Below are 21186 nucleotides of genomic sequence, written 5' to 3'. Positions count from 1 at the left end.
CCATAACCAGAAGACGAATGCTCGCTCGATGAGTGTGGTGGGCCTGGGAAGACTTGAACTTCCGACCTCACGCTTATCAAGCGCGCGCTCTAACCAACTGAGCTACAAGCCCCTAACGCATATCCAGCTAAGGACCGGGATCCCGCAACCATGCAGGCCCAGCGCGTGTTCGTCCGCGAAGAAAGAGAAACGTAGACGGCGAAATCCCGCCAATGCAGCTCAACGATCCTGACGACCGTTGGCCACTGATGTTTCTAAAACGATCCGATAGATAGCAAGCTATCTGAAGGATCATCCTTAGAAAGGAGGTGATCCAGCCGCAGGTTCCCCTACGGCTACCTTGTTACGACTTCACCCCAGTCGCTGACCCTACCGTGGCCGGCTGCCTCCATTGCTGGTTAGCGCACCGTCTTCAGGTAAAACCAACTCCCATGGTGTGACGGGCGGTGTGTACAAGGCCCGGGAACGTATTCACCGTGGCGTGCTGATCCACGATTACTAGCGATTCCAACTTCATGGGCTCGAGTTGCAGAGCCCAATCCGAACTGAGACGGCTTTTTGAGATTTGCGAAGGGTTGCCCCTTAGCGTCCCATTGTCACCGCCATTGTAGCACGTGTGTAGCCCAGCCCGTAAGGGCCATGAGGACTTGACGTCATCCCCACCTTCCTCGCGGCTTATCACCGGCAGTCTCCTTAGAGTGCTCAACTAAATGGTAGCAACTAAGGACGGGGGTTGCGCTCGTTGCGGGACTTAACCCAACATCTCACGACACGAGCTGACGACAGCCATGCAGCACCTGTGTTCCAGGCTCCGAAGAGAAGGTCACATCTCTGCGACCGGTCCTGGACATGTCAAGGGCTGGTAAGGTTCTGCGCGTTGCGTCGAATTAAACCACATGCTCCACCGCTTGTGCGGGCCCCCGTCAATTCCTTTGAGTTTTAATCTTGCGACCGTACTCCCCAGGCGGAATGCTTAAAGCGTTAGCTGCGCCACTAGTGAGTAAACCCACTAACGGCTGGCATTCATCGTTTACGGCGTGGACTACCAGGGTATCTAATCCTGTTTGCTCCCCACGCTTTCGTGCCTCAGCGTCAGTATCGGGCCAGTGAGCCGCCTTCGCCACTGGTGTTCTTGCGAATATCTACGAATTTCACCTCTACACTCGCAGTTCCACTCACCTCTCCCGAACTCAAGATCTTCAGTATCAAAGGCAGTTCTGGAGTTGAGCTCCAGGATTTCACCCCTGACTTAAAGACCCGCCTACGCACCCTTTACGCCCAGTGATTCCGAGCAACGCTAGCCCCCTTCGTATTACCGCGGCTGCTGGCACGAAGTTAGCCGGGGCTTATTCTTGCGGTACCGTCATTATCTTCCCGCACAAAAGAGCTTTACAACCCTAGGGCCTTCATCACTCACGCGGCATGGCTGGATCAGGGTTGCCCCCATTGTCCAATATTCCCCACTGCTGCCTCCCGTAGGAGTTTGGGCCGTGTCTCAGTCCCAATGTGGCTGATCATCCTCTCAGACCAGCTACTGATCGTCGCCTTGGTAGGCCGTTACCCTACCAACTAGCTAATCAGACGCGGGCCAATCTCTCGGCGATAAATCTTTCCCCGTAAGGGCTTATCCGGTATTAGCACAAGTTTCCCTGTGTTGTTCCGAACCAAGAGGTATGTTCCCACGCGTTACTCACCCGTCTGCCGCTGACGTATTGCTACGCCCGCTCGACTTGCATGTGTTAAGCCTGCCGCCAGCGTTCGCTCTGAGCCAGGATCAAACTCTCAAGTTGGACTTGAACTTTGAACCGGCTGATCACAACGTTTGACGAGGTCCCACCATTGTCGACCGAAGTCGACGTTGCTGCCTGCGATTCACATCGCGGGCAACGATGGTGTACCTTTGAAACGTGTACCGCCGAAGTCTTTCGTCCGGTCCCGATCCGAAAAGCCGAAGCTTTTCAAATGCGAGACCCGCAAGGACTCCGCCGTCCACGTTTCTCTTTCTTCATCTTCACTTGTCAAACAGCCCGGGACCTAGGAGGCCCCAACCTTCCAGAGTGGAAGGGTTCCGACACCCTTACCGTCGATGAATGAACTCCAACCGATTTGCATCGGCTGTTGTGCACTCAACAAAGTGAGGAGCATCAGTGGCGCGTTCGCTCGCCTTGGTCAGTGACCCGGCGGCGCCGCGCTCAGTGGCCGGTTTATAGGCCCCACCCATCGGAGTTGTCAACGCCCATTGTCAACAAATCGTCGCACGGTGGATCGTCTCGAAAAACCAAGCGATTACAATCGATTAGAGAGGGGGCCAACGAGCGGATCGAACCTGACCCGCAAAAAATCTCAAAAAAAGTTCGCTCTCCAGGGGGCTCGGGAGGGGCTCCGGAAGCGGCTTTGGTCGCCCTCCCCGGGCGGACCCCGGCGCCCTCCCCCTTGGCCCTTCCAGACATGCCCCGGCATCCAGACAGGCGGAGCTCCGTCCCAAGCGAGACCGAGCTCCACCCTACGCCAGACCGAGCTCCACACTGAGCCAGGCCGGGCTCCCGCCCCCAGCCAGACGGCCCCGGGCGCCCGGCCATTCAGAAACTTTTCCCTATTAGGCGCCGTACTTGAGCCACAATCCCGCGGCGTTCTGATAAGAGACAAGCTTGAATCGCGGGGATGCCAGTGGGGGCTGCCAGCGATTTGCGTGGGGTCAGTGGAAGGCGATCATAGCGATGAAGCGGCCTTCTTCAGACATTCGAGAGACATCGAGATATCTTTTTCCGCTTAGCTGTTCGTGATTTCGGCCGGCCCGTTATCGGGGCCTTCTGACCGCGGACGCCTGTGCGGCTTGCCGTTTCCTGCGATGCCCCTCGAAGAGGGCGACCAGGGAGGGGCTCGAAACCGGGCTGTTATGGGCTTGGCTGTTATAGACCTCTTGGGTCGTTGATTGGGGGACTTGGGTTGAACCACAGGACATCACGCGGCGCTTACGGGCGTGAGACCGGGATCATCGATCTCGGCCACGAGCCGCCGCTGTCCGTCGATGGTTCGGAAGCTGCCGTCATCGATCGCCGTCGCGTCTCGGTGCAATGGTTCAGCGGGACAATTCTGACCGGACTTTGCGGCGCAGCCCTGATCGGCGGCGCCGTTTTCGCATCTCTCGACGGCGAAATGACCTTCGCCAAGGTGCCGGAACGCGTCGAAGGCGCGCTGCGCGGCGCATTCGGCGCGGCCGATCGCGCCGCCACGCTGCACAAGAGCGACCGCCTGCCGCCGCCGAATGAATCCACCGCTTCGCGCAACATCGTGCGCGTCTCGACGGTCGCCCGCGTCGGCAACCGTGACGTGATGCGGGTGCGCCCGTTCGTCCGGATCGCCGGCAATCTGTCGATGACGACGAGCGATCTGTCGGCGAAGATCCCGCCGTTCAACGCCCAGCGCCTTCTTACCGACGTCGGCTCCGATCCGAAGGCCGCATCGGAAGACCCGAACAATCCGGAAGCCGTCGAGCCCGACGCCGAGGTCTCCTTCGTCACCAAGGACCTGTCGCCGGTGCTGCCGAAGGCCAAGATTTCCGCGGTGGTGGCGCTCGACGACATCCTGATGCGGGTGCGCGATGCCGCCAACTGGCGCGGCAATGGCGGGGTGCGCTACGCCTCGCTCGCCAATGCAACCGCCGACATCTCCGGCGCGACCGGCAAGTCCGATATCAACAGGTCCGACATCAGAAGCGCCTACGCCAGCGAAGCGTCGCCGTCCGATCCCTATGCCGGCTTCGAGACGCGCGTGGTGCCGGAAAACGTCACGCTGCTGCCCAAGACCAAGGAGCAGATCACCGGCGGCAATCCCAACGGCGAACGCGTCCATCTGGTCAAGAAGGGCGACAGCGTCGGCTCGGTCCTGCGCGATCTCGGCGCGACGGCCGAGGAGATCAAGGCGATCACTGCGACGCTCGGGCCCCGCGGCCGCGACGGCGGCCTGAAGGAAGGCGAAAAGCTTCGCATCCTGATGGCGCCCGCAAGCCCCGGCGCCAGACTCCAGCCCTATCGCGTCGTGGTTGCAAACGACACCATGGTCGAAGCCATCGCGGCTTTGTCCGATCTCGGCAAATACGTCGCGGTCGACGTCTCCAGCATGAACACCGTCGCCGACGCCACGGCCAACGCCAACAGCGATGACGATGACGACGATGACGGCACTGGCGTGCGGCTCTACCAGAGCATCTACGAGACCGCGATCCGCAACAAAGTGCCGATGCCTGTCATCGACGACATGATCAAGATCTACTCCTACGACGTCGATTTCCAGCGCAAGGTGGCGCCGGGCGATTCATTCGACGTGTTCTACGCCGGCGAAGACGAGGGCGTGACGTCGAGCGAGAAGAACGACGTATTGTTCGCTTCGCTCACCGTCGGCGGCGAAACCAAGAGATACTATCGCTACCAGAGCCCCGACGACGGCGTCGTCGACTACTATGACGAAACCGGCAAGAGCGCGAAGAAGTTCCTGGTCAGGAAGCCCGTCAACAGCGCGATCATGCGCTCGGGCTTCGGCGGCCGCCGCCATCCGATCCTGGGCTACGTGAAAATGCACACCGGCGTCGACTGGGCCACCGCCTACGGCACGCCGATCTTCGCCGCCGGCAACGGCGCGATCGAAAAGATCGGCACCGAGGGCGGCTACGGCAAGTATATCCGCATCAAGCACAACAACGGATACGAGACCGCTTACGGCCACATGTCGGCGTACGCCAAGGGCATGGAAGCCGGCAAGAAAGTGCGGCAGGGCCAGGTGATCGGCTTCGTCGGCTCGACCGGCGCGTCGACCGGCCCCCACGTCCACTACGAAATCCTGGTCAACGGCCGCTTCGTCGATCCGCTGCGCGTGAAACTGCCGCGCGGCCGCTCGCTGGAAGGCCCGATGCTCTCGGGCTTCGAGAAGGAACGCGACCGGCTCGACGGCATGATGAGCGGCCGCAACGGCGCCATCGCGAGGATGTCGGATGCGACGGGTGGGCCGTTGCAGGTGACCAACCGCTGATTTCATAGCCAGCCGAAATCAACCGGACATTTCCAGGCAACCTGGTCTGAAACCGACGTCGTCGTGCGACGTCATTTCACTGCGCCACAATTTCAAGTTTCGTTTGCCAAAGCCGCGTGACGGGCGCGCCCGGCGGCCTGCCCAGCAACATCCCGACAGGCGTCGCCATCGGCGCCTCCGGCGTCATCTACTTCAGCTCGGACATCGAGAACGCGATCTACAAGATGGTGAAGAAATAGCGTGATCGCTCAAGCGAGCCGCACCCCGCCAAAAATAATTCGCCCCGGAAAGGACGACCTCTCCGGGGCGATTTTGTTTAGCGCTGAGCGCCGGTGATCAGTTCAACTTGCGCTTCGACACCGGCGCGTCGAACTGGGCGATCTCCGCGGTCTGCGGCGACTTGCCGTTGAAGGTCAACACGTTGCCTGCGGACGAGATCGCAACGTTGTCGCCGTCCCTGACGTCGCCGCCCAAAATCATCTCGGCGAGCGGATCCTGGACGTGACGCTGGATCACACGCTTCAGCGGCCTTGCGCCGTAGGCGGGATCCCAGCCCTTTGCAGCCAACCAATCGCGGCCGGCAGCATCGAGCGTCAGCACGATCTTGCGATCGGTCAGCAGCTTCCGGAGCCGCGCGAACTGGATCTCGACGATCCGGCCCATCTCGCTCCGCTGCAAGCGGTGGAACAGGATGATCTCGTCGACGCGGTTGAGGAATTCGGGGCGGAAATGCCCGCGCACCATTCCCATCACCTGCTCACGCACGGCAGAGGTGTCTTCGCCCTCGGGTTGATTCACCAAATACTCCGACCCGAGGTTCGAGGTCATGATGATCAACGTGTTGCGGAAATCGACGGTGCGGCCCTGGCCGTCGGTCAAGCGGCCGTCGTCGAGCACCTGCAACAGGACGTTGAAAACATCAGGATGCGCTTTCTCGACCTCGTCGAACAGCACCACCTGATAAGGCCGGCGCCGCACCGCTTCGGTGAGCGCGCCGCCCTCGTCATAGCCGACATAGCCCGGAGGCGCGCCGATCAGCCGCGAGACCGAGTGCTTCTCCATGTATTCGGACATGTCGAGGCGGACCATCGCGGTCTCGTCGTTGAACAGATACTCCGCGAGCGCCTTGGTCAGCTCGGTCTTGCCGACGCCGGTGGGGCCTAAGAACATGAACGAGCCGGTCGGCCGGTTCGGATCCTGCAGGCCCGCGCGCGAGCGGCGCACGGCGGTAGCGACCGCATGCACAGCCTCAGCCTGGCCGACGACGCGGGTGCCGAGCTGCTCCTCCATCTTCAGGAGCTTCTCCTTCTCGCCCTCCAGCATCTTGTCGACGGGCACGCCGGTCCAGCGCGAGACCACCTGCGCAATGTGGTTGGCGGTAACCGCCTCCTCCATCATCTCGCCGGAGTTCTCACGTGCTTCGATGTCGGCGATCTGCTTCTCGAGCTGCGGGATCCGGCCATAGGCCAGTTCGCCAGCCTTCTGGAATTCGCCGCGCCGCTGCGCATCGGCGAGATCGACGCGCAGGGCGTCGAGCTCCGACTTCAGCTTCTGGGCGTCGGAGAGCTTGTTCTTCTCCGCGCTCCAGCGCGCCGTCAGCGCCGCAGATTTCTCCTCGAGCTCGGCCAGCTCCTTCTGGAGTGTCTCAAGACGGCTCTTGGAGCCGAGATCACTTTCCTTCTTGAGCGCTTCCTGCTCGATCTTGAGCCGGATGATCTCGCGGTCGAGCGAATCCAGCTCTTCCGGCTTGGAATCGACCTGCATTTTCAGCCGGGCGGCGGCCTCGTCCATGAGGTCGATGGCCTTGTCGGGCAGGAAGCGGTCGGTGATGTAGCGGTTGGACAGCGTCGTGGCGGCCACCAGCGCGGAATCGGTGATCCGCACGCCGTGGTGCTGCTCGTACTTGTCCTTCAGGCCGCGCAGAATGGAGATCGTGTCCTCGACCGTGGGCTCGCTGACGAAGATCGGCTGGAACCGCCGCGCCAGTGCGGCATCCTTCTCGACGTGCTTGCGGTACTCGTCGAGCGTGGTGGCGCCGATGCAGTGCAGCTCGCCACGCGCGAGCGCGGGCTTGAGCAAATTGGAGGCGTCCATCGCGCCGTCGCCCTTGCCGGCGCCGATCAGCGTGTGCATCTCGTCGATGAACAGGATGATGTTGCCCTCGGCGGAAGTGACTTCCTGCAGTACGGCCTTCAGCCGCTCCTCGAACTCACCGCGATATTTCGCACCCGCGATCAGCGAGCCGAGGTCGAGCGACAGCAGCTTCTTGTCCTTGAGGCTCTCCGGCACGTCGCCATTGATGATGCGCAGCGCGAGGCCCTCGGCGATGGCGGTCTTGCCGACGCCGGGCTCACCGATCAGGACGGGATTGTTCTTGGTCCGGCGCGATAGCACCTGAATCGTGCGGCGGATCTCTTCGTCGCGGCCGATCACCGGGTCGAGCTTGCCGTCGCGCGCAGCCTGGGTCAGGTCGCGGGCATATTTCTTCAGCGCGTCATAGGCGTTCTCGGCCGTCGCGGAATCCGCGGTGCGGCCCTTGCGCAGCGCCTCGATCGCCGCGTTGAGATTCTGCGGGGTGACGCCGCCCTTGGCCAGGATCGCGCCGGCCTCGCTGGTCTTCTCCAGCGCCAGGCCGAGCAGCAGCCGCTCGACGGTGACGAAGCTGTCGCCGGCCTTCTCGCCGGCCTTCTCAGCCGCGTCGAAGGTGCGGACAAGCTCGGGCGCGAGATAGATCTGGCCGGCACCGCCGCCGGAGACTTTTGGCACCTTGTTCAGGGCGTCCTCGGTCGCCTTCAGGATGGCGCGGGAATTGCCGCCGGCGCGGTCGATCAGGCCGGAAGCCAAGCCCTCATTGTCGTCCAGCAGCACCTTCAAAACGTGCAGGGTGGAAAACTGTTGATGCCCCTCGCGCACCGCAAGCGACTGCGCGGACTGAACGAAGCCCCTGGAGCGTTCGGTATATTTGTCGATATTCATGGTCTTTTCTGTCCCTCGGCCTGCCCATGGAGCCCTCTAAGGCACTCCAAACGGCATCTTCATTGGGTTTCCGATTACCGCATTGACGTTTCTCAACCGGTAACGGTCGTTATCAGGCGGCGCTGGCGCCGGCCTGCCCCAGATGTGGGAAGGGCGCCCTGGGATCGGAAGAGGCGAGTTCACAATTTCGTGCGCTTATCCGCCCGCTTGGCGGGTCGCGCTCGAATCCCCTAAGTAGCGGTATGACCGCCAGCCAGACCGCCGAGATCACCGGACTTTACCGCTACCCGATCAAGGGCCTGACGCCGGAGCACCTCGCCCGTGTCCCGTTGCGGACGGGCCAGACCCTGCCCGCCGACCGCCGCTACGCCATCGAGAACGGCCCGAGCGGGTTCGATCCCGAAGCGCCCGAGTGGAAACCGAAAATCCAGTTCCTGATGCTGGCGCGCAATGAGCGGCTGGCAACCCTCGACAGCCGGTTCGAGGACGCCACCAACCGCCTGACTATCCGCAAGGACGGCCAAATCGTCGCCAGCGGCGATCTCGAGACCGCCACCGGACGCGCCGCCATCGAGGGCTATTTCAGCGGGAATTTTCAGCCAGAGCTCAAGGGCCCGCCAAAAATCCTGTCCGGCCGCGACCACAGCTTTTCCGACGTCGCCCGCAAGGTCGTCTCGATCATCAATCTCGACAGCGTCCGCGCCATCGAGACCATGCTCGGCGGCACCGCCGTGCATCCCCTGCGCTTCCGCGGTAATCTCTACGTAGATGGCTGGCCGGCCTGGTCGGAGCTCGATCTCGTCGGCGAGATCCTCGCGATCGGGCAGGCCCGGCTGAAAGTGGTCAAGCGCATCAAGCGCTGCCCGGCCGTCAATGTCGATCCCGAGACCGCCATGCGCGACCTCGAAATTCCAGCGACGCTTTCGCGCGATCTCGGCCACATGGACTGCGGCATCTATGCCGAGGTGATCGCCGACGGCGAGATCGGTGTGGGTGACGCGGTTGCGGTGGAAGAGCCGAGATTGGTGTGACGGCACGCCGGCTCAACACACTCCGTCATTGCGAGGAGCGAAGCGACGAAGCAATCCAGTCTGTTTCCGCGGAGGGACTCTGGATTGCTTCGCTTCGCTCGCAATGACGGAAGTTAGTTCGGCATCACATAGGCATAGATCCGGCCGCGCGAGATCGGCGCCTCGCGGACGCGGTTGCCGTTGTTGCCGGAGATCATGATCGGATTGCCCTGCGCGTCGACGCCGGTGATGATACCGACATGACCGCCTCGGCCGCCGCGCGACATCACCGCGATGGCGCCGACCTGCGGTCCGGAGACGCGCGTGCCGTAATGCGCGAACGAGTTCGCCATGTCGGAGCCGGTGCCATGGTGGCCGGTTTTCTCGAGCACCATGTTCATGAAGCGCGCGCACCACAGGCTGCCGCGCCCAGTCGGATTGCCGCCGACATAGCGGCGTGCCTCGGACACCAGGCCCGAGCCACCACCGAAGCCGCTGCTCATGCCCATGTCGGCGCTCGCAGTGTTGCCACCGCTGCTGCTGTTGACCGCATGGCTCATGTTGGCAGCGCGGCTCAAATTGCCGGTGCGGCTTATGTGTCCGCCGATGCCCCTGTCACCGCCGCCCGTATAGGGCATGTTGCCCATGCCGCCGCCATTGGCATTCGGATCGTAGCTGGCCTGCGTGTTCATGAATCCGCTCGCCTGCAACTGCGCCGCGCTGCGCTCGAAGCGCGAGCTGCGCGCATGGTGACGATAATGATGATGTCTGGCGTGGTGCAGGTAAGCGTGCCGCTCTGCGCTATGACGATGATGCGGCCGCGCTGAGGCCGGAGACGAGACCACGGCGACCGCCGTGAAGAAGACCGCCAGCGCCACAACACAACGCGACAGACGAGACGCAAACAACTCAAACATTCTTCATCCTTCGTTGACACCCCACTTCCCAGTCGGCCCGTGCGGTGGCCGACATCGATCAGGCCGTTAAGCCGCCGGATGTGGCGAGAACAAGACACCGGCGCGGCGAATAGCTGCGATGATTTTGTGCCGATGCTGGTTCGATGCTGCCGCATTGCGGACAACAACATTAACTGCGATCCTCAAATCACGGCTTCAAGAGAGGGAAACAGTTAATGCCCCACGCCACGACCAGGGACGATGTCCGCATCTATTTCGAAGAAGCGGGCCAGGGAACGCCGATAATTTTTCTGCACGAGTTCGCGGCCGACTTCACCAATTGGGAGCCGCAGATGCGTTATTTCTCGCGCGGCCATCGCTGCATCACCTATTCCGCACGCGGCTACACACCCTCCGACGTGCCGGCAGGAGAGGTCTACACCTACACGCATTTCTACACCGACGCGCTCGCCGTACTCGATCATCTCAAGATCGAGCGCGCGCATCTCGTGGGACTCTCGATGGGTGCTTATTCGTCGCTCCAGATCGGATTGAATGCGCCAGAGCGCGCGCTCTCAATGACGCTGGCCGGCGTCGGCTCCGGCTCGGAGCTCGATAACCTGGACGCCTGGCGCAAGCAGTGCCGCGCCAATGCCGAGCAGTTCGAGACATCAGGCTCTGCCGAAGTCGCAAAAGTCACGCGTGAGGCGCCGAGCCGGATTCCCTTCCTGGTCAAGGACCCGCGCGGCCACGCCGATTTCTACGCGGCGCTGGCGCGGCACGATGCCAAGGGATCGGCCAACACGATGCGCGGCTTTCAGGGAGGCCGGCCCTCGATCTACACGCTGACGGACGCGATCAAGAAGGTTGCTACGCCCGCGTTGATCATCTGCGGGGACGAGGACGATCCGTGCATCGGTGCGAGCCTGTTTTTGAAGAAGCACCTGCCGGCGGCCGGCCTCGCGATGTTCCCGAAGTCGGGTCACGTGCTCAATTTGGAGGAGCCCGCGCTGTTCAACGAGAGCGTGGAGCGGTTCGTGACGCTGGTGGAAGCGGGGCGATGGCCGGTGCGTGATCCGCGGTCGCTGGTGGGACATTAGCGCGACAGCGTCATCACACACTCCGTCATTGCGAGGAGCTATTTCTTGCCGCCGCGCGTGAGCAGAAACACCCCCTGCTCACCGAACATGTTCCACACCCACCACGGCAGCCGCAGCCGCAGCGGGCGGCCGTAGAGGTCGAGCGCCTCGGCGCGCTCCATCTTGACGTCGATGGCGTCGCAGAGCTCGACGAAATCCTTGATGGTGCAGAAATGGATGTTGGCAGTGTCGTACCATGTCGCCGGCAGATTGTCGGTGCGTGGCATGTGGCCGCCGATGAGGAGCTGGAGCCGCATCCGCCAGAAGCCGAAATTCGGGAACGAGACGATGGCGCGGCGGCCGATGCGCAGCAGATTCTCCAGCACCACTTTCGGCTGCCGCGTCGCCTGCAGCGTCTGCGACAGGATCACGTAGTCGAAGGCGTCGTCCGGGTAATTTACAAGATCAGTGTCAGCATCGCCCTGCACAACAGCAAGGCCCTTGGCGACGCAGCGGTTGACGCCCTCGCGCGACAGCTCGATGCCGCGGCCGTCGACGCCGCGCGTCTCCAGCAGCTGGAGCAGATCGCCATCGCCGCAGCCGACGTCGAGCACCTTCGAGCCCGGCTTGACCATCCCGGCGACCAGCAAATGGTCGGCGCGAAATGGGCCGGACTGATCCGCAGTGAGGCCGCCCAGCGGCAGCACTTGCTGTTCAGACATCGCTAGCCGTCCTTGTCAGTCGTTCTTCGCGGTGAGCCCGCGCGCCTTGCCGGCCGATTGCAGGAAGGCGCGGGAGATGTCGAGGAATTCGGGCACGTCGAGCAGGAAGGCGTCGTGGCCGCGATCGGTCTCGATCTCGGCGAACGATACCCGTGCGCTCGACGCGTTCAGCGCGTGCACCAGCGCCCGCGATTCCGAGGTCGGGAACAGCCAGTCGCTGGTGAAGGAGACGACGCAGAAGCGGGTCTGGATGTCCGCGAATGCCTTTGCGAGCGCGCCGCCGTGGTCAGCGGCGATGTCAAAGTAGTCCATCGCACGGGTCAGATAGAGATAGGAATTGGCGTCGAAGCGCTCGACGAAGGACGAGCCCTGGTAGCGCAGATAGGACTCGACCTGGAAGTCGGCGTCGAACGAGAATGTCGGCAACTCGCGGTCCTGCATGCGCCGGCCGAATTTTCGGTGCAGCGCGGCGTCCGACAAATAGGTGATGTGGGCGGCCATGCGCGCAACCGCGAGGCCGCGATGCGGATGGATGCCCTGATCGGCGTAGGCGCCATTGTGCCAGTCGGGATCGGCCATCACAGCCTGGCGGCCGAGTTCGTGGAAGGCGATGTTCTGCGCCGAGTGCCGCGTCGAACAGGCAATCGCCAACGCGGAGTAGACGCGCTTGGGATAGGCCGCGGTCCATTGCAGCACCTGCATGCCGCCCATCGAGCCGCCGACCACCGCGAACAGCGTATCGATGCCGAGCCGGTCGATCAGCATCGCCTGCGCACGCACCATGTCGGGAATGGTGATGACGGGGAAATCGAGGCCCCACACCTTGCCGGTCGCGGGATTGATCGAGGCGGGCCCGGTCGAGCCCATGCAGCCGCCGATCACGTTGGCGCAGATGATGAAGTAGTGCCGGGGATCGAGCGGCCGGCCGGGACCGACCAGCGTGTCCCACCAGCCGGACTTGCCGGTGACGGGATGCACATTGGCGACGTGCTGGTCGCCGGTTAGCGCATGGCAGATCAGGATCGCGTTGGAACGGTCGGCGTTGAGCTCGCCATAGGTCTGATAGGCGATCTGGAACGGGGTGAGATCGATGCCGCAATCGAGCCGCAGCGGCTGATCGGCGCCGAACTGCGCGACTTGCGAACTCGGATGATCGACCTCGTGCGACCGTTCGTCGGCACTGATCGCGGGACTCGGCACAGACTTGACGCCAACCATCTGACCATCGACCTCATTTGCGATCGGACTTCAGATCGCAGTGACATCAGGCCATAAAAAACCCGGCCTGAACGATAGGTTCGGCCGGGATCGAAAACGTCCCCGGCCTGTTTAGCGAATTTTTTAACGTGGCTGCAAGCCGGCCGGCTCAAATGACCACGGAACAGGCAAAACTTACTGTCTCGGGCGGTTTTCGTCAAGTCGCGGCCCGGATGAGCCGGATTCGTCTCTGTCCGGCCTGCCGAGAAGACCGTGATTTCTCTTTGCTTTCGCCGGCCTGACTGCCTAATCAGGACACCGATCGCAGCGGCCCCGCCTTCCGGCCGGTCCGCTTTGGAACGCCTCTCAACAGACCCAGTCAGATATGTCCCAACGTCCGCCCGCGCCACCATCGCTCCAGGAGTTGCGCAAGGAGATCGACGCGATCGACGAGGGCATGCACCGCCTCTTGATGCAGCGCGGCGACATCATCGACCGCCTGATCCAGGTGAAGCAGACGCAGGAGGTCGGCTCCGCGTTTCGGCCTGCGCGCGAGGCCTCCATGATGCGCGACATCGTGCAGCGCCATCGCGGCATCCTGCCGCTCGACACGGTCGAGAGCATCTGGCGCGTCATCATCGCCACCTTCACCTATGTCCAGGCGCCGTTCTCCGTGCATGCCGACATCTCGGTGAGCGAGCCGGCGATGCGCGATTCCGCGCGCTTCCATTTTGGTTTCACCGTGCCCTACGTCGCGCATTTCAGCGCGCAGGCGGCGGTCGAGGCGGTGGCGAAATCCAAGGGCGATCTGGCGCTGGTCTCGGCGACCTCGAGCCGCACGCCGTGGTGGCTGGAGCTGGAAGCGGCCGGTGCGCCGAAAATCATCGCGCGGCTGCCCTTCGTCGAGCGCGCCGACCATCCGGCCGCGCTGCCCGTGTTCGCGGTCTCGCGCGTCGCCGACAGCGCGCTGGTGACGGAGGTCGAGACCTTCAGCGTGCGCGTATCAGGATGGAATGCCGACGTAGCGCGGGCCCTGTCGCCGCTCGCCGAGATCGTGGCGGTGCCCGATACCGCCTTCGACGGCGCGGCGCTGCTGGTCTCGGTCACGAGCGCGAGCAGCATCGACAAAATCAAGGCTGCCCTGATCGAAGCGGGGGCCTCGGTGCGCTCCACGGCCCTCGTCGGCAGCCACGCAACGCGCTATACGGTGCCCCCGACCGGGTCGAAATCGTAAATCGCGTACCGCTTAAAGCCATTCCGGAGTTGAAGATGTCCCGCCCCGTGCCGAATCCCGGCATTCTCGATATTGCGCCCTACACGCCCGGCAAGAGCCCGGTCGCTGAGCCCGGCCGCAAGGTGTTCAAGCTCTCGGCCAACGAGACGCCGTTCGGCCCCTCGCCCAAGGCGATCGAGGCGTTCAAGAACGTAGCGACACATCTGGAAGACTATCCCGAAGGCACCTCGCGCGTGCTGCGCGAAGCGATCGGCCGTTCGTTCGGCCTCGATCCCAACCGCATCATCTGCGGCGCCGGCTCGGACGAGATCCTCAATTTGCTCGCCCACACCTATCTCAGCCACGGCGACGAGGCGATCTCGACGACCCACGGCTTTCTCGTTTACCCGATCGCGACCATGGCGGTCGGCGCGAAGAACGTGGTTGCGGCTGAGAAGAACCTCACTTGCGACGTCGATGCCATCCTGAAGGCGGTGACGCCGCGGACAAAGCTGGTCTGGCTCGCCAACCCCAACAATCCGACCGGCACCTATATCCCGTTCGACGAGGTCAAGCGGCTGCGCGCCGGCCTGCCCTCGCACGTGCTTTTGGTGCTCGATGCCGCCTATTCCGACTACGTCTCGCGCAACGATTACGAGATGGGGATCGAGCTGGTCGCCACCACCGAGAACACGGTGGTGACGCACACCTTCTCCAAGATCCACGGCCTCGCCGCGCTGCGCATCGGCTGGATGTTCGGCCCCGAGCACGTCATCGACGCGGTCAACCGCATCCGCGGCCCCTTCAACGTGTCGACGCCGGCGATGTACGCCGCGGTCGCGGCGATCGAGGACACCGCGCATCAGGCGATGTCGAAGCAGTTCACCGAAACATGGCGCAACTGGCTCACCGAGGAGATCGGCAAGCTCGGTCTCAAGGTCACGCCGGGCGTCGCCAATTTCGTGCTGATCCACTTCCCGGAAAAGGGCAAGACCTCGGACGAGGCCGACGCTTACCTCACCAAGCGTGGCCTGGTGCTGCGTGGCTTGAAGAATTACGGCCTGCCGCATTCGCTGCGCATGACCATCGGCACCGAGGAGGCCAACCGCCTCGTCGTCGAGGCCTTGCGCGACTTCATGGCCGGCAAATGAGCGTCACACCGCACTTCCAGCGCGTCGCGCTGATCGGCTTCGGCCTGATCGGCGGCTCGATCGCGCGCGCTGCGAAGCTCCAGGGCCTGGCCGGCGAAATCGTCACCACCGCGCGCTCGGAGACAACGCGCGCGCGGGTGATGGAGCTCGGCATCATCGACCAGGTCGTGGCGACCAATGCGGAAGCCGTGAAGGACGCCGATCTGGTCATCCTCTGCATTCCCGTCGGCGCCTGCGGGCCGGTGGCGCAGGAGATCGCCGCATATCTCAAGCCCGGCGCGATCATCTCCGACGTCGGCTCGGTCAAGGGCGCGATCGTCAGGGACATGGCGCCGCATCTGCCGAAGGGCATCCATTTCGTGCCTGCGCATCCCGTCGCAGGCACCGAGCATTCGGGACCTGACTCGGGCTTCGCCGAGCTCTTCATCAACCGCTGGTGCATTTTGACGCCGCCTGAGGGCGTCGATGCTGCCGCCACCGATCGCCTGCGCGCCTTCTGGGCGGCGATGGGCGCCAAGGTCGAGGTGATGACGCCGGATCATCATGATCTCGTGCTCGCGATCACCAGCCATCTGCCGCATCTGATCGCCTACACCATCGTCGGCACCGCCGACGAGTTGCAACAGGTGACGGAGTCCGAGGTCATCAAGTTCTCCGCCGGCGGTTTTCGCGATTTCACTCGCATCGCGGCGTCCGACCCGACGATGTGGCGCGACGTGTTCCTCGCCAACAAGGAAGCCGTACTGGAGATGCTCGGCACCTTCACCGAGGATCTCGCCAAGCTGACCCGCGCGATCCGCCGCGGCGACGGCGAGGCGCTGTTCGACCACTTCACCCGCACCCGTGCGATCCGCCGCGGCATCGTCGAGATCGGCCAGGATTCGGCGGCGGCAGACTTTGGCCGCCAGCATGGGCAGCTCGGCAACAAGCCATAAGCCGACGACGTAGCCCGGATGGAGTGCAAGCGTAATCCGGGACTCTTGACACCGCATCGAATAAACCCGGATTGCGCTTCGCTCCATCCGGGCTACGGCTTCGTATGACTAGAACGGATAGTAACGGATTTGCGTCATGACGACGTTGTCGTCGGTCTTTGGCGCACCACCGACACCACTGAAGGCGATCCGCTGCGTGTAGGAATACTGCACGCCGGCTTTGAGCGTGCCGTAATTGCCCTGGTAGATGGTGTCGTAGATCCCGGCCGTGATCTGCCGGACCTCCCTGGTATTGCCGTTGCAGGTCGCCGCCGGCGAGTTCTCGGTGAAGCAGCCGGTGTTGTTGTAGAGCGGATTGCCGTAACCGAAGGGCACCGTTCCGACGTTGGCGAAATTCGCTTTTGCTTTTTCCAGGCCCGCATAGCTGTAGACATCGAGGCTCGGCGTTGCGTGCCAGATCAGGCCGACCGCAGCCGATGTGATCGTCAGCGGGAGGATGGTGCCGTCCTGCGCGACCGCCGCGTCGGGGAACGGCGTCGCCGTGAAGCGGCCGAGCACGCCGTGCGCGCCATAGAGCTGGAGATCGAGGGTTTTCGGAATCAGCTCGGCATTGATGTGGCCACCGAAACTCCCGGTATCGTAGGTGTGGTTGGCGCCGTTGAAGCGATCGAGGAGCTGACGGTAGAGCGCCCAGCCTTCGACGTGCAGCTTGTACGGCCCGAGCCGCGGGTCCCACGCCGCCTTCACCGTGACGTCGGGCACCTGATTCAGGCTGACATTGTTGAGGTTGTTGAAGAAGCTGCCGCCGGGCCCGGTCAAATTGACCAGGAGGTTCGGATTCAGCACGCCCTGCGGCCCGACAGCGGGTGTGCCGACGGTCGGGACGTTGCCGCCGAAGAACGCGGTCTGGGCATTCTCGACAGACGCAGCCAGCTTGAACTCGGGTCCGATGTCCTGCCAGACGCGGAGACCGGGTTGCCGCGCGGCGAGGAATCCTGGAACGGATTCGAAGTCGATCACGCCCGGTGCATCGACACCGCGGGGATCGATGCCCGACTTGGACGGCGCGTTCAGCGACCAGGATTGCCCGGCGAGGAAATGAAGACCGAGATCGCTGCGGTCCAGCTCCAGGCTAAGCTGCCGCATGCGCGGATTGAACGAGTTGGTCGCAACCGAGCTCGCCGTCTGCGCCGCGCCTTCGAAATCGATCTCGCCGTAACCGGCCAGATGCGTATCGGGGTCGACGTTGCCCTCGGCAAGCACAGAGAACCTGCTCTGGCGCGCGGAGAAGCGCGTTTCCGGAATATAGTAGTTCCGGCCTTGCTGATAGGGGATGAAGTTGTAGACCGAGCCGGTGTCTGAAGCGAGATTGCGCGAGCGGTAGATACCGGTGAGATCGACCCAGCCGCCGAATGTCAGCGTGACGCCCTTGTAGCAAACCTTGCCGGCCGCACAGGGATCGACAGGCAGCGCCTTGTACGTTGCCGGCATCGGGACGGCCTTCGCCTGCGCTTCGACCTGGCGCGTCTTACGCGCCTCCAAATCCACCTTCTGCTGGAGCTCTTTCAGCTTGGCCTTCAGCGACTGGATTTCGGTTGTGACATTGTCGTCGGCACGCGCCTGCCCTGAACAGGCAGCGAGCATGCCCAGCATCAGTCCGCAATTGATGATTCGCACTTGATCCCTCCACTGGGGAAGCTGGTTCGTTTCCTCGCGCCGTCTCCGGCGCCGGCGTGCTTCCCTGGTGTGGAATGACTTGAATGCGACTGCGATTATTCGCAGGCCCGTGCATCTTCTGCATCACGTTTTCCTGACGATCATGTTCGGAATATTTTTGCGGCGTTGCCGATCCGCACGTGCGCGATTGTCATGCATCCGCGCAACGCGCATTGGGCCCGACCGGGACATGACCGGGCCCAACTCCGCGACGGGCAAGTGGTGGACGGCGGTTATTTGCCCTTGGTCGCGCGCATCACCGTGGGGCGCGGTGATTTCGGAGAGGGGACGAATGCCATCGTCTCCCGTGTTGCGGGGCTCGCGATGTTGCGGTCGCCATTCGGATACTGGGCCGCGTATGCAGCCGGCTCTTGCGACTGCCACTGCGCGAATGCGGGCGTCGCGAGCGCGGTCGAGATCGCGACGGCGGCGACAACGAACAGCTTGGACTTGGTCATGGTATCTCTCCTGCCTGGGCGGACCGCATCATCGTGCGGCCGACATGGAGAGAGAGCGGAGTTCGCGGCGTCGCATTCCCGCCGGGCAATCACGATCCGGCGAAGGGACCGTGAGTTCAGTTCTACGGGAGAAATATCAATACAGCGGCGGAATCTCGCCGACCTTGACCGGGCCGAGCAGTACCGCGCCGTCGACGAACTTCAGCGGGAAGCTGCGGGCCTTCTTGCCTTCGAGCGTGCTCTCGGTGCCGATCGAATTGATGCCGGCGGCAACGCCGGCATTGGCGTTCTGCTTGATGACCTTGCCGAGGCCGGGCACGGCGCGATCGAGCGCGCCGAACAGATTGTTGAGGTCCTTGGTCTTCACGCCGGGCGCGACACGATCGAGCGTTGCCTGCGGCACGCCCTCGTCCAGCATCTTCTCGATGCCGAGCGCCGGGATCACGCGCTCGAGGCCCGTCACCGTCATCTGCAATTCGCCGTCGAGTCGGCCATTGGCCGAAAGGCCGAGCGTGCCCGCCGCGATCGCGATCATCTCGCCCTGCTGAATGCGCGACTGCACGATCTCGATATGGCCGCCGGCCGCCTGGATCTCGCGGAAGCGCTGCGGCCACGGCTTTGGCGTGAGGTCGGACAATCCCGTGATCTTCGCGCGCGTGTCAGCCTCGAACGGCTCGGCGAGCAGCGGATGCACGCCCTGAATGCTGCCCTGCGCGATCTGGAACACGGTCTCGATGACCGGATGATCGGACGGCGATCCATCCGCGAGACGCCCGTGCAGCTCGACTTGTTTTGCGCGCGCAAGCGGCACCTGCACGCTGCCATCGAGCCGATTGACAGCAAGATCGTCGAACACGATGGAGGCGCGATCCGGCACAGCAGGGAGGCCGACCACGCTGCTGCGGCCCTTGCTCCAGTTCACCACGAAGGTGTTTTGCGTGACGCCGTCAGTCAGCGTCGCCGGCGCGGAGAATTCGGCGATGACGCGCTTGGGATCGTAGACCTGGGCGATCACCAGGATGTTGTCGAGCTTGGCCGTGAACGGCGTCTTGCTCGCGTTCTGCGAGACCAGAGCGACGCTGGCGCCGGAACACTGGACCTCGAAGCGGAACGGGAAGCCCGCGATCGAACGCTTGGCGCAATCATAGATCCGGCCGGATTTGGCCTCCTGCGCGCGCCAGGCGTCTGCGGCGATTTCGGCCTGCGACGCCGCATAGAACCAGAAACAGCTCCACGCGACTGCGAGGATCAGGACGAGGACGGGAGCGATGAAAAGGCCCCAACGGGAGCGACGGCCTGCGGCAACGGTCATATCGGACATGCGGCGACCCTTTGACCTCAGATGATGGCAAATGTAAGCGAGGTCCGGCCACGGCGAAAGGCGGAGAATTCGCTTCGCTTGGGGCCTTCATTCTGGTAGCCGTGCCCGAAATGTCGGAAATCACCCTCCCCTCCGTTACCACAGCCAAGGGCGACCTCTGGGTGTTCGGCTATGGCTCGCTGATGTGGCGGCCGGGCTTCGAATTCGAAGAACGCGTCCCGGCGCGGCTGGTTGGCGAGCATCGCGCGCTTTGTGTCTATTCCTTCGTGCATCGCGGCACGCCCGAAAAGCCCGGCCTGGTGCTCGGGCTCGATCGCGGCGGCGCCTGCCGCGGCATTGCTTTCCGTGTCGCCGAGAGGGACCGCGCCGATGTCGTCGCCTATTTGCGGGCGCGCGAGCAGGTCACGTCGGTCTATCGCGAAGTGATGCGCTCGGTGTGGCTGGAGAACGATGCGCGCGAGCGCGTCTCCGCCCTCGCCTATGTCGTCGACCGCGGCCATGTCCAATATGCCGGTCGGCTGTCGCTCGCCGATCAGCATCGCCACGTCGTCCAGGGCCATGGACAGTCCGGCGCCAACCGCGACTACGTGACGGCCACGGTGAAAGCGATCGAGGCCGAAGGCTTTCGCGACACGCAACTGCATCAACTCGCGACCATGCTTCATGGTGATGCGCACGCGCCGGCTCCTGCGGAAGATCGAGAGAACCGCTAGCTCTCCGACGGAGCGTAGCTCGGCGCACGGCCGATCAGCTGCTCCTGCTCCTTCCGACCTGCTTCGACGAGCCGGCCGGTCGCGTCCTCGATGGCGGTTTGCACGCGAGAGAGAAACTCGTCCTTCGGCAGCCCCGATGGCAGCGGATCGAGGAACTCGACCACCAGCGTGCCGGGATAGCGCATGAACGTGCGGCGCGGCCAGAACAGGCCGGAATTCAGCGCGATCGGCAGGCACTGCGCGCCGCAGGTCGAATAGATCTGCGCAAAGCCGGTCTTGTAGTCAGGCTCGGCGCCCGGCGCCCGGCGCGTGCCTTCCGGAAAGATCACGAGTTGCTTTCCGCTTCGCACCGCTTCGCGCGCCCGCCGCGTCATGTCCAGTAGCGCCTTCACGCCGGCGTTGCGGTCGATCGCGATCATCCCGGTCTTGACCAGGAACTGGCCGAACACAGGGATCTGCATCAGCTGGCGCTTGAGGATGAAGATCGGGCGATTGAAGAAGCCGGGCAGCACGAACGTCTCCCAGAACGACTGGTGCTTTGCCACGATCACCAGCGGCCCCTGCGGGATCTTCTCGACACCGCGGAATTCCACCTTGATGTTGCAGACCACGCGCATCAGGACCAGCGTCGCCTTCGCCCACCATTGCGCGACCGTCAGCATCGCGCGCGGCGGCAATGCGAAGGTCGGCAGCGCCACGATCGCGAGACACACCAGCACGGCATAGAACAGCAGGTTGAACAGGAGCGAGCGCAGGAAAATCAAGAACATCGGC

The 21186-nt window shown here is 63.3% G+C and carries 16 protein-coding genes, 2 tRNA genes, 1 rRNA gene and 1 riboswitch (1 of these 20 running past the window's edge); of the genes, 8 read left to right on the top strand and 11 right to left on the bottom strand.

What is annotated here, in order from left to right; genetic code table 11:
- From BMW89_RS31215 to BMW89_RS31205, 3 genes are all read right to left on the bottom strand, one after another.
- Positions 1 to 2 (bottom strand) — tRNA-Ala (locus BMW89_RS31215) (it extends 74 nt beyond the left edge of the window).
- 33 nt (positions 3 to 35) lie between these two features.
- Positions 36 to 112: transfer RNA gene (locus BMW89_RS31210), tRNA-Ile, on the bottom strand.
- 189 nt (positions 113 to 301) lie between these two features.
- Positions 302 to 1790: ribosomal RNA gene (locus tag BMW89_RS31205) — 16S ribosomal RNA — on the bottom strand.
- A 1156-nt stretch (positions 1791 to 2946) separates the two neighbouring features.
- Between BMW89_RS31205 and BMW89_RS31200 the strand changes: the two genes are divergently transcribed.
- Together BMW89_RS31200 and BMW89_RS38610 are read left to right on the top strand one after the other, a co-directional pair.
- Positions 2947 to 5025, top strand: a complete 2079-nt coding sequence (locus BMW89_RS31200; RefSeq protein ID WP_177196450.1) for a M23 family metallopeptidase — start codon at positions 2947 to 2949, stop codon at positions 5023 to 5025.
- A 116-nt stretch (positions 5026 to 5141) separates the two neighbouring features.
- Positions 5142 to 5264, top strand: a complete 123-nt coding sequence (locus tag BMW89_RS38610; protein ID WP_283805338.1) for a hypothetical protein — start codon at positions 5142 to 5144, stop codon at positions 5262 to 5264.
- 97 nt (positions 5265 to 5361) lie between these two features.
- On the opposite strand, the gene clpB is transcribed toward BMW89_RS38610, so the two are convergent.
- Positions 5362 to 8001: an ATP-dependent chaperone ClpB gene (gene clpB / locus BMW89_RS31195; protein ID WP_092033414.1), complete on the bottom strand. Its 2640-nt coding sequence runs from the start codon at positions 7999 to 8001 to the stop codon at positions 5362 to 5364.
- A gap of 242 nt (positions 8002 to 8243) precedes the next feature.
- Here clpB and BMW89_RS31190 point away from each other — a divergent pair, with 242 nt between their 5' ends.
- Positions 8244 to 9032 carry an MOSC domain-containing protein gene (locus BMW89_RS31190; protein ID WP_092033410.1) on the top strand — a complete coding sequence of 263 codons (789 nt, stop codon included), beginning with the start codon at positions 8244 to 8246 and terminating at the stop codon, positions 9030 to 9032.
- 113 nt (positions 9033 to 9145) lie between these two features.
- Here BMW89_RS31190 and BMW89_RS31185 read toward each other — a convergent pair whose 3' ends face one another.
- Entirely contained in the window at positions 9146 to 9928 is a 783-nt protein-coding gene (locus BMW89_RS31185) for a TIGR02594 family protein (protein ID WP_092033406.1), read from the bottom strand.
- A 215-nt stretch (positions 9929 to 10143) separates the two neighbouring features.
- On the opposite strand from BMW89_RS31185, the gene BMW89_RS31180 reads away from it, so the two are divergent.
- Positions 10144 to 11007: an alpha/beta fold hydrolase gene (locus BMW89_RS31180; RefSeq protein WP_092033402.1), complete on the top strand. Its 864-nt coding sequence runs from the start codon at positions 10144 to 10146 to the stop codon at positions 11005 to 11007.
- A 38-nt stretch (positions 11008 to 11045) separates the two neighbouring features.
- Here BMW89_RS31180 and metW read toward each other — a convergent pair whose 3' ends face one another.
- Together metW and metX are read right to left on the bottom strand one after the other, a co-directional pair.
- Complete coding sequence (metW, locus tag BMW89_RS31175; RefSeq protein ID WP_092033398.1) at positions 11046 to 11708, bottom strand: methionine biosynthesis protein MetW; 663 nt, start codon at positions 11706 to 11708, stop codon at positions 11046 to 11048.
- A gap of 15 nt (positions 11709 to 11723) precedes the next feature.
- A complete protein-coding gene (gene metX / locus BMW89_RS31170) occupies positions 11724 to 12926 on the bottom strand; it encodes a homoserine O-acetyltransferase MetX (RefSeq protein ID WP_092033394.1) in 1203 nt (400 codons plus the stop codon).
- 90 nt (positions 12927 to 13016) lie between these two features.
- Positions 13017 to 13096: riboswitch (SAM riboswitch) on the bottom strand.
- 194 nt (positions 13097 to 13290) lie between these two features.
- On the opposite strand from metX, the gene BMW89_RS31165 reads away from it, so the two are divergent.
- Genes BMW89_RS31165 through BMW89_RS31155 form a run of 3 tightly spaced genes read left to right on the top strand, consistent with a single transcriptional unit; the run spans position 13291 to position 16204 of the window.
- Positions 13291 to 14139: a chorismate mutase gene (locus tag BMW89_RS31165; protein ID WP_092033389.1), complete on the top strand. Its 849-nt coding sequence runs from the start codon at positions 13291 to 13293 to the stop codon at positions 14137 to 14139.
- 35 nt (positions 14140 to 14174) lie between these two features.
- A complete protein-coding gene (gene hisC, locus BMW89_RS31160) occupies positions 14175 to 15269 on the top strand; it encodes a histidinol-phosphate transaminase (protein ID WP_092033753.1) in 1095 nt (364 codons plus the stop codon).
- Positions 15266 to 16204 (top strand): prephenate/arogenate dehydrogenase family protein, encoded by a 939-nt coding sequence (locus BMW89_RS31155; protein ID WP_092033384.1) that lies wholly within the window; start codon positions 15266 to 15268, stop codon positions 16202 to 16204. The genes hisC and BMW89_RS31155 overlap by 4 nt, the downstream gene beginning before the upstream one ends.
- A gap of 108 nt (positions 16205 to 16312) precedes the next feature.
- Here the strand turns inward: BMW89_RS31155 and BMW89_RS31150 are convergent, their stop codons facing one another.
- The 3 genes from BMW89_RS31150 to BMW89_RS31140 all read right to left on the bottom strand — a co-directional run bounded on the left by BMW89_RS31150 (position 16313) and on the right by BMW89_RS31140 (position 19699).
- Positions 16313 to 17881 (bottom strand): hypothetical protein, encoded by a 1569-nt coding sequence (locus BMW89_RS31150; protein ID WP_177196449.1) that lies wholly within the window; start codon positions 17879 to 17881, stop codon positions 16313 to 16315.
- Positions 17882 to 18153: 272 nt separating this feature from the next.
- Entirely contained in the window at positions 18154 to 18378 is a 225-nt protein-coding gene (locus BMW89_RS31145) for a hypothetical protein (protein ID WP_092033379.1), read from the bottom strand.
- Positions 18379 to 18514: 136 nt separating this feature from the next.
- Positions 18515 to 19699, bottom strand: coding sequence for a DUF2125 domain-containing protein (locus tag BMW89_RS31140; RefSeq protein WP_092033375.1), 1185 nt, complete (start codon positions 19697 to 19699; stop codon positions 18515 to 18517).
- Positions 19700 to 19809: 110 nt separating this feature from the next.
- Between BMW89_RS31140 and BMW89_RS31135 the strand changes: the two genes are divergently transcribed.
- On the top strand, positions 19810 to 20412 hold the full coding sequence (locus BMW89_RS31135) for a gamma-glutamylcyclotransferase (RefSeq protein ID WP_177196448.1): 603 nt from the start codon (positions 19810 to 19812) through the stop codon (positions 20410 to 20412).
- On the opposite strand, the gene BMW89_RS31130 is transcribed toward BMW89_RS31135, so the two are convergent.
- Positions 20409 to 21182, bottom strand: coding sequence for a lysophospholipid acyltransferase family protein (locus BMW89_RS31130; protein WP_092033368.1), 774 nt, complete (start codon positions 21180 to 21182; stop codon positions 20409 to 20411). The two genes, BMW89_RS31135 and BMW89_RS31130, sit on opposite strands and share 4 nt — an antisense overlap.
- Between the last annotated feature and the right edge of the window lie 4 nt (positions 21183 to 21186).

This window comes from Bradyrhizobium sp. OK095 (assembly GCF_900109945.1).
Classification (GTDB): Bacteria; Pseudomonadota; Alphaproteobacteria; order Rhizobiales; family Xanthobacteraceae; genus Bradyrhizobium.
Note: the sequence above shows the minus strand (reverse complement) of the source record. Positions and strands in the feature narration are given on the sequence as shown.

Coding starts and splice junctions, on each gene's coding strand:
- clpB (WP_092033414.1), bottom strand. CDS start 8,001: ATGAATATCGACAAATATACCGAACGCTCCAGGGGCTTCGTTCAGTCC.
- BMW89_RS31190 (WP_092033410.1), top strand. CDS start 8,244: ATGACCGCCAGCCAGACCGCCGAGATCACCGGACTTTACCGCTACCCG.
- BMW89_RS31185 (WP_092033406.1), bottom strand. CDS start 9,928: ATGTTTGAGTTGTTTGCGTCTCGTCTGTCGCGTTGTGTTGTGGCGCTG.
- BMW89_RS31180 (WP_092033402.1), top strand. CDS start 10,144: ATGCCCCACGCCACGACCAGGGACGATGTCCGCATCTATTTCGAAGAA.
- metW (WP_092033398.1), bottom strand. CDS start 11,708: ATGTCTGAACAGCAAGTGCTGCCGCTGGGCGGCCTCACTGCGGATCAG.
- metX (WP_092033394.1), bottom strand. CDS start 12,926: ATGGTTGGCGTCAAGTCTGTGCCGAGTCCCGCGATCAGTGCCGACGAA.
- BMW89_RS31165 (WP_092033389.1), top strand. CDS start 13,291: ATGTCCCAACGTCCGCCCGCGCCACCATCGCTCCAGGAGTTGCGCAAG.
- hisC (WP_092033753.1), top strand. CDS start 14,175: ATGTCCCGCCCCGTGCCGAATCCCGGCATTCTCGATATTGCGCCCTAC.
- BMW89_RS31155 (WP_092033384.1), top strand. CDS start 15,266: ATGAGCGTCACACCGCACTTCCAGCGCGTCGCGCTGATCGGCTTCGGC.
- BMW89_RS31145 (WP_092033379.1), bottom strand. CDS start 18,378: ATGACCAAGTCCAAGCTGTTCGTTGTCGCCGCCGTCGCGATCTCGACC.
- BMW89_RS31140 (WP_092033375.1), bottom strand. CDS start 19,699: ATGTCCGATATGACCGTTGCCGCAGGCCGTCGCTCCCGTTGGGGCCTT.
- BMW89_RS31135 (WP_177196448.1), top strand. CDS start 19,810: ATGTCGGAAATCACCCTCCCCTCCGTTACCACAGCCAAGGGCGACCTC.
- BMW89_RS31130 (WP_092033368.1), bottom strand. CDS start 21,182: ATGTTCTTGATTTTCCTGCGCTCGCTCCTGTTCAACCTGCTGTTCTAT.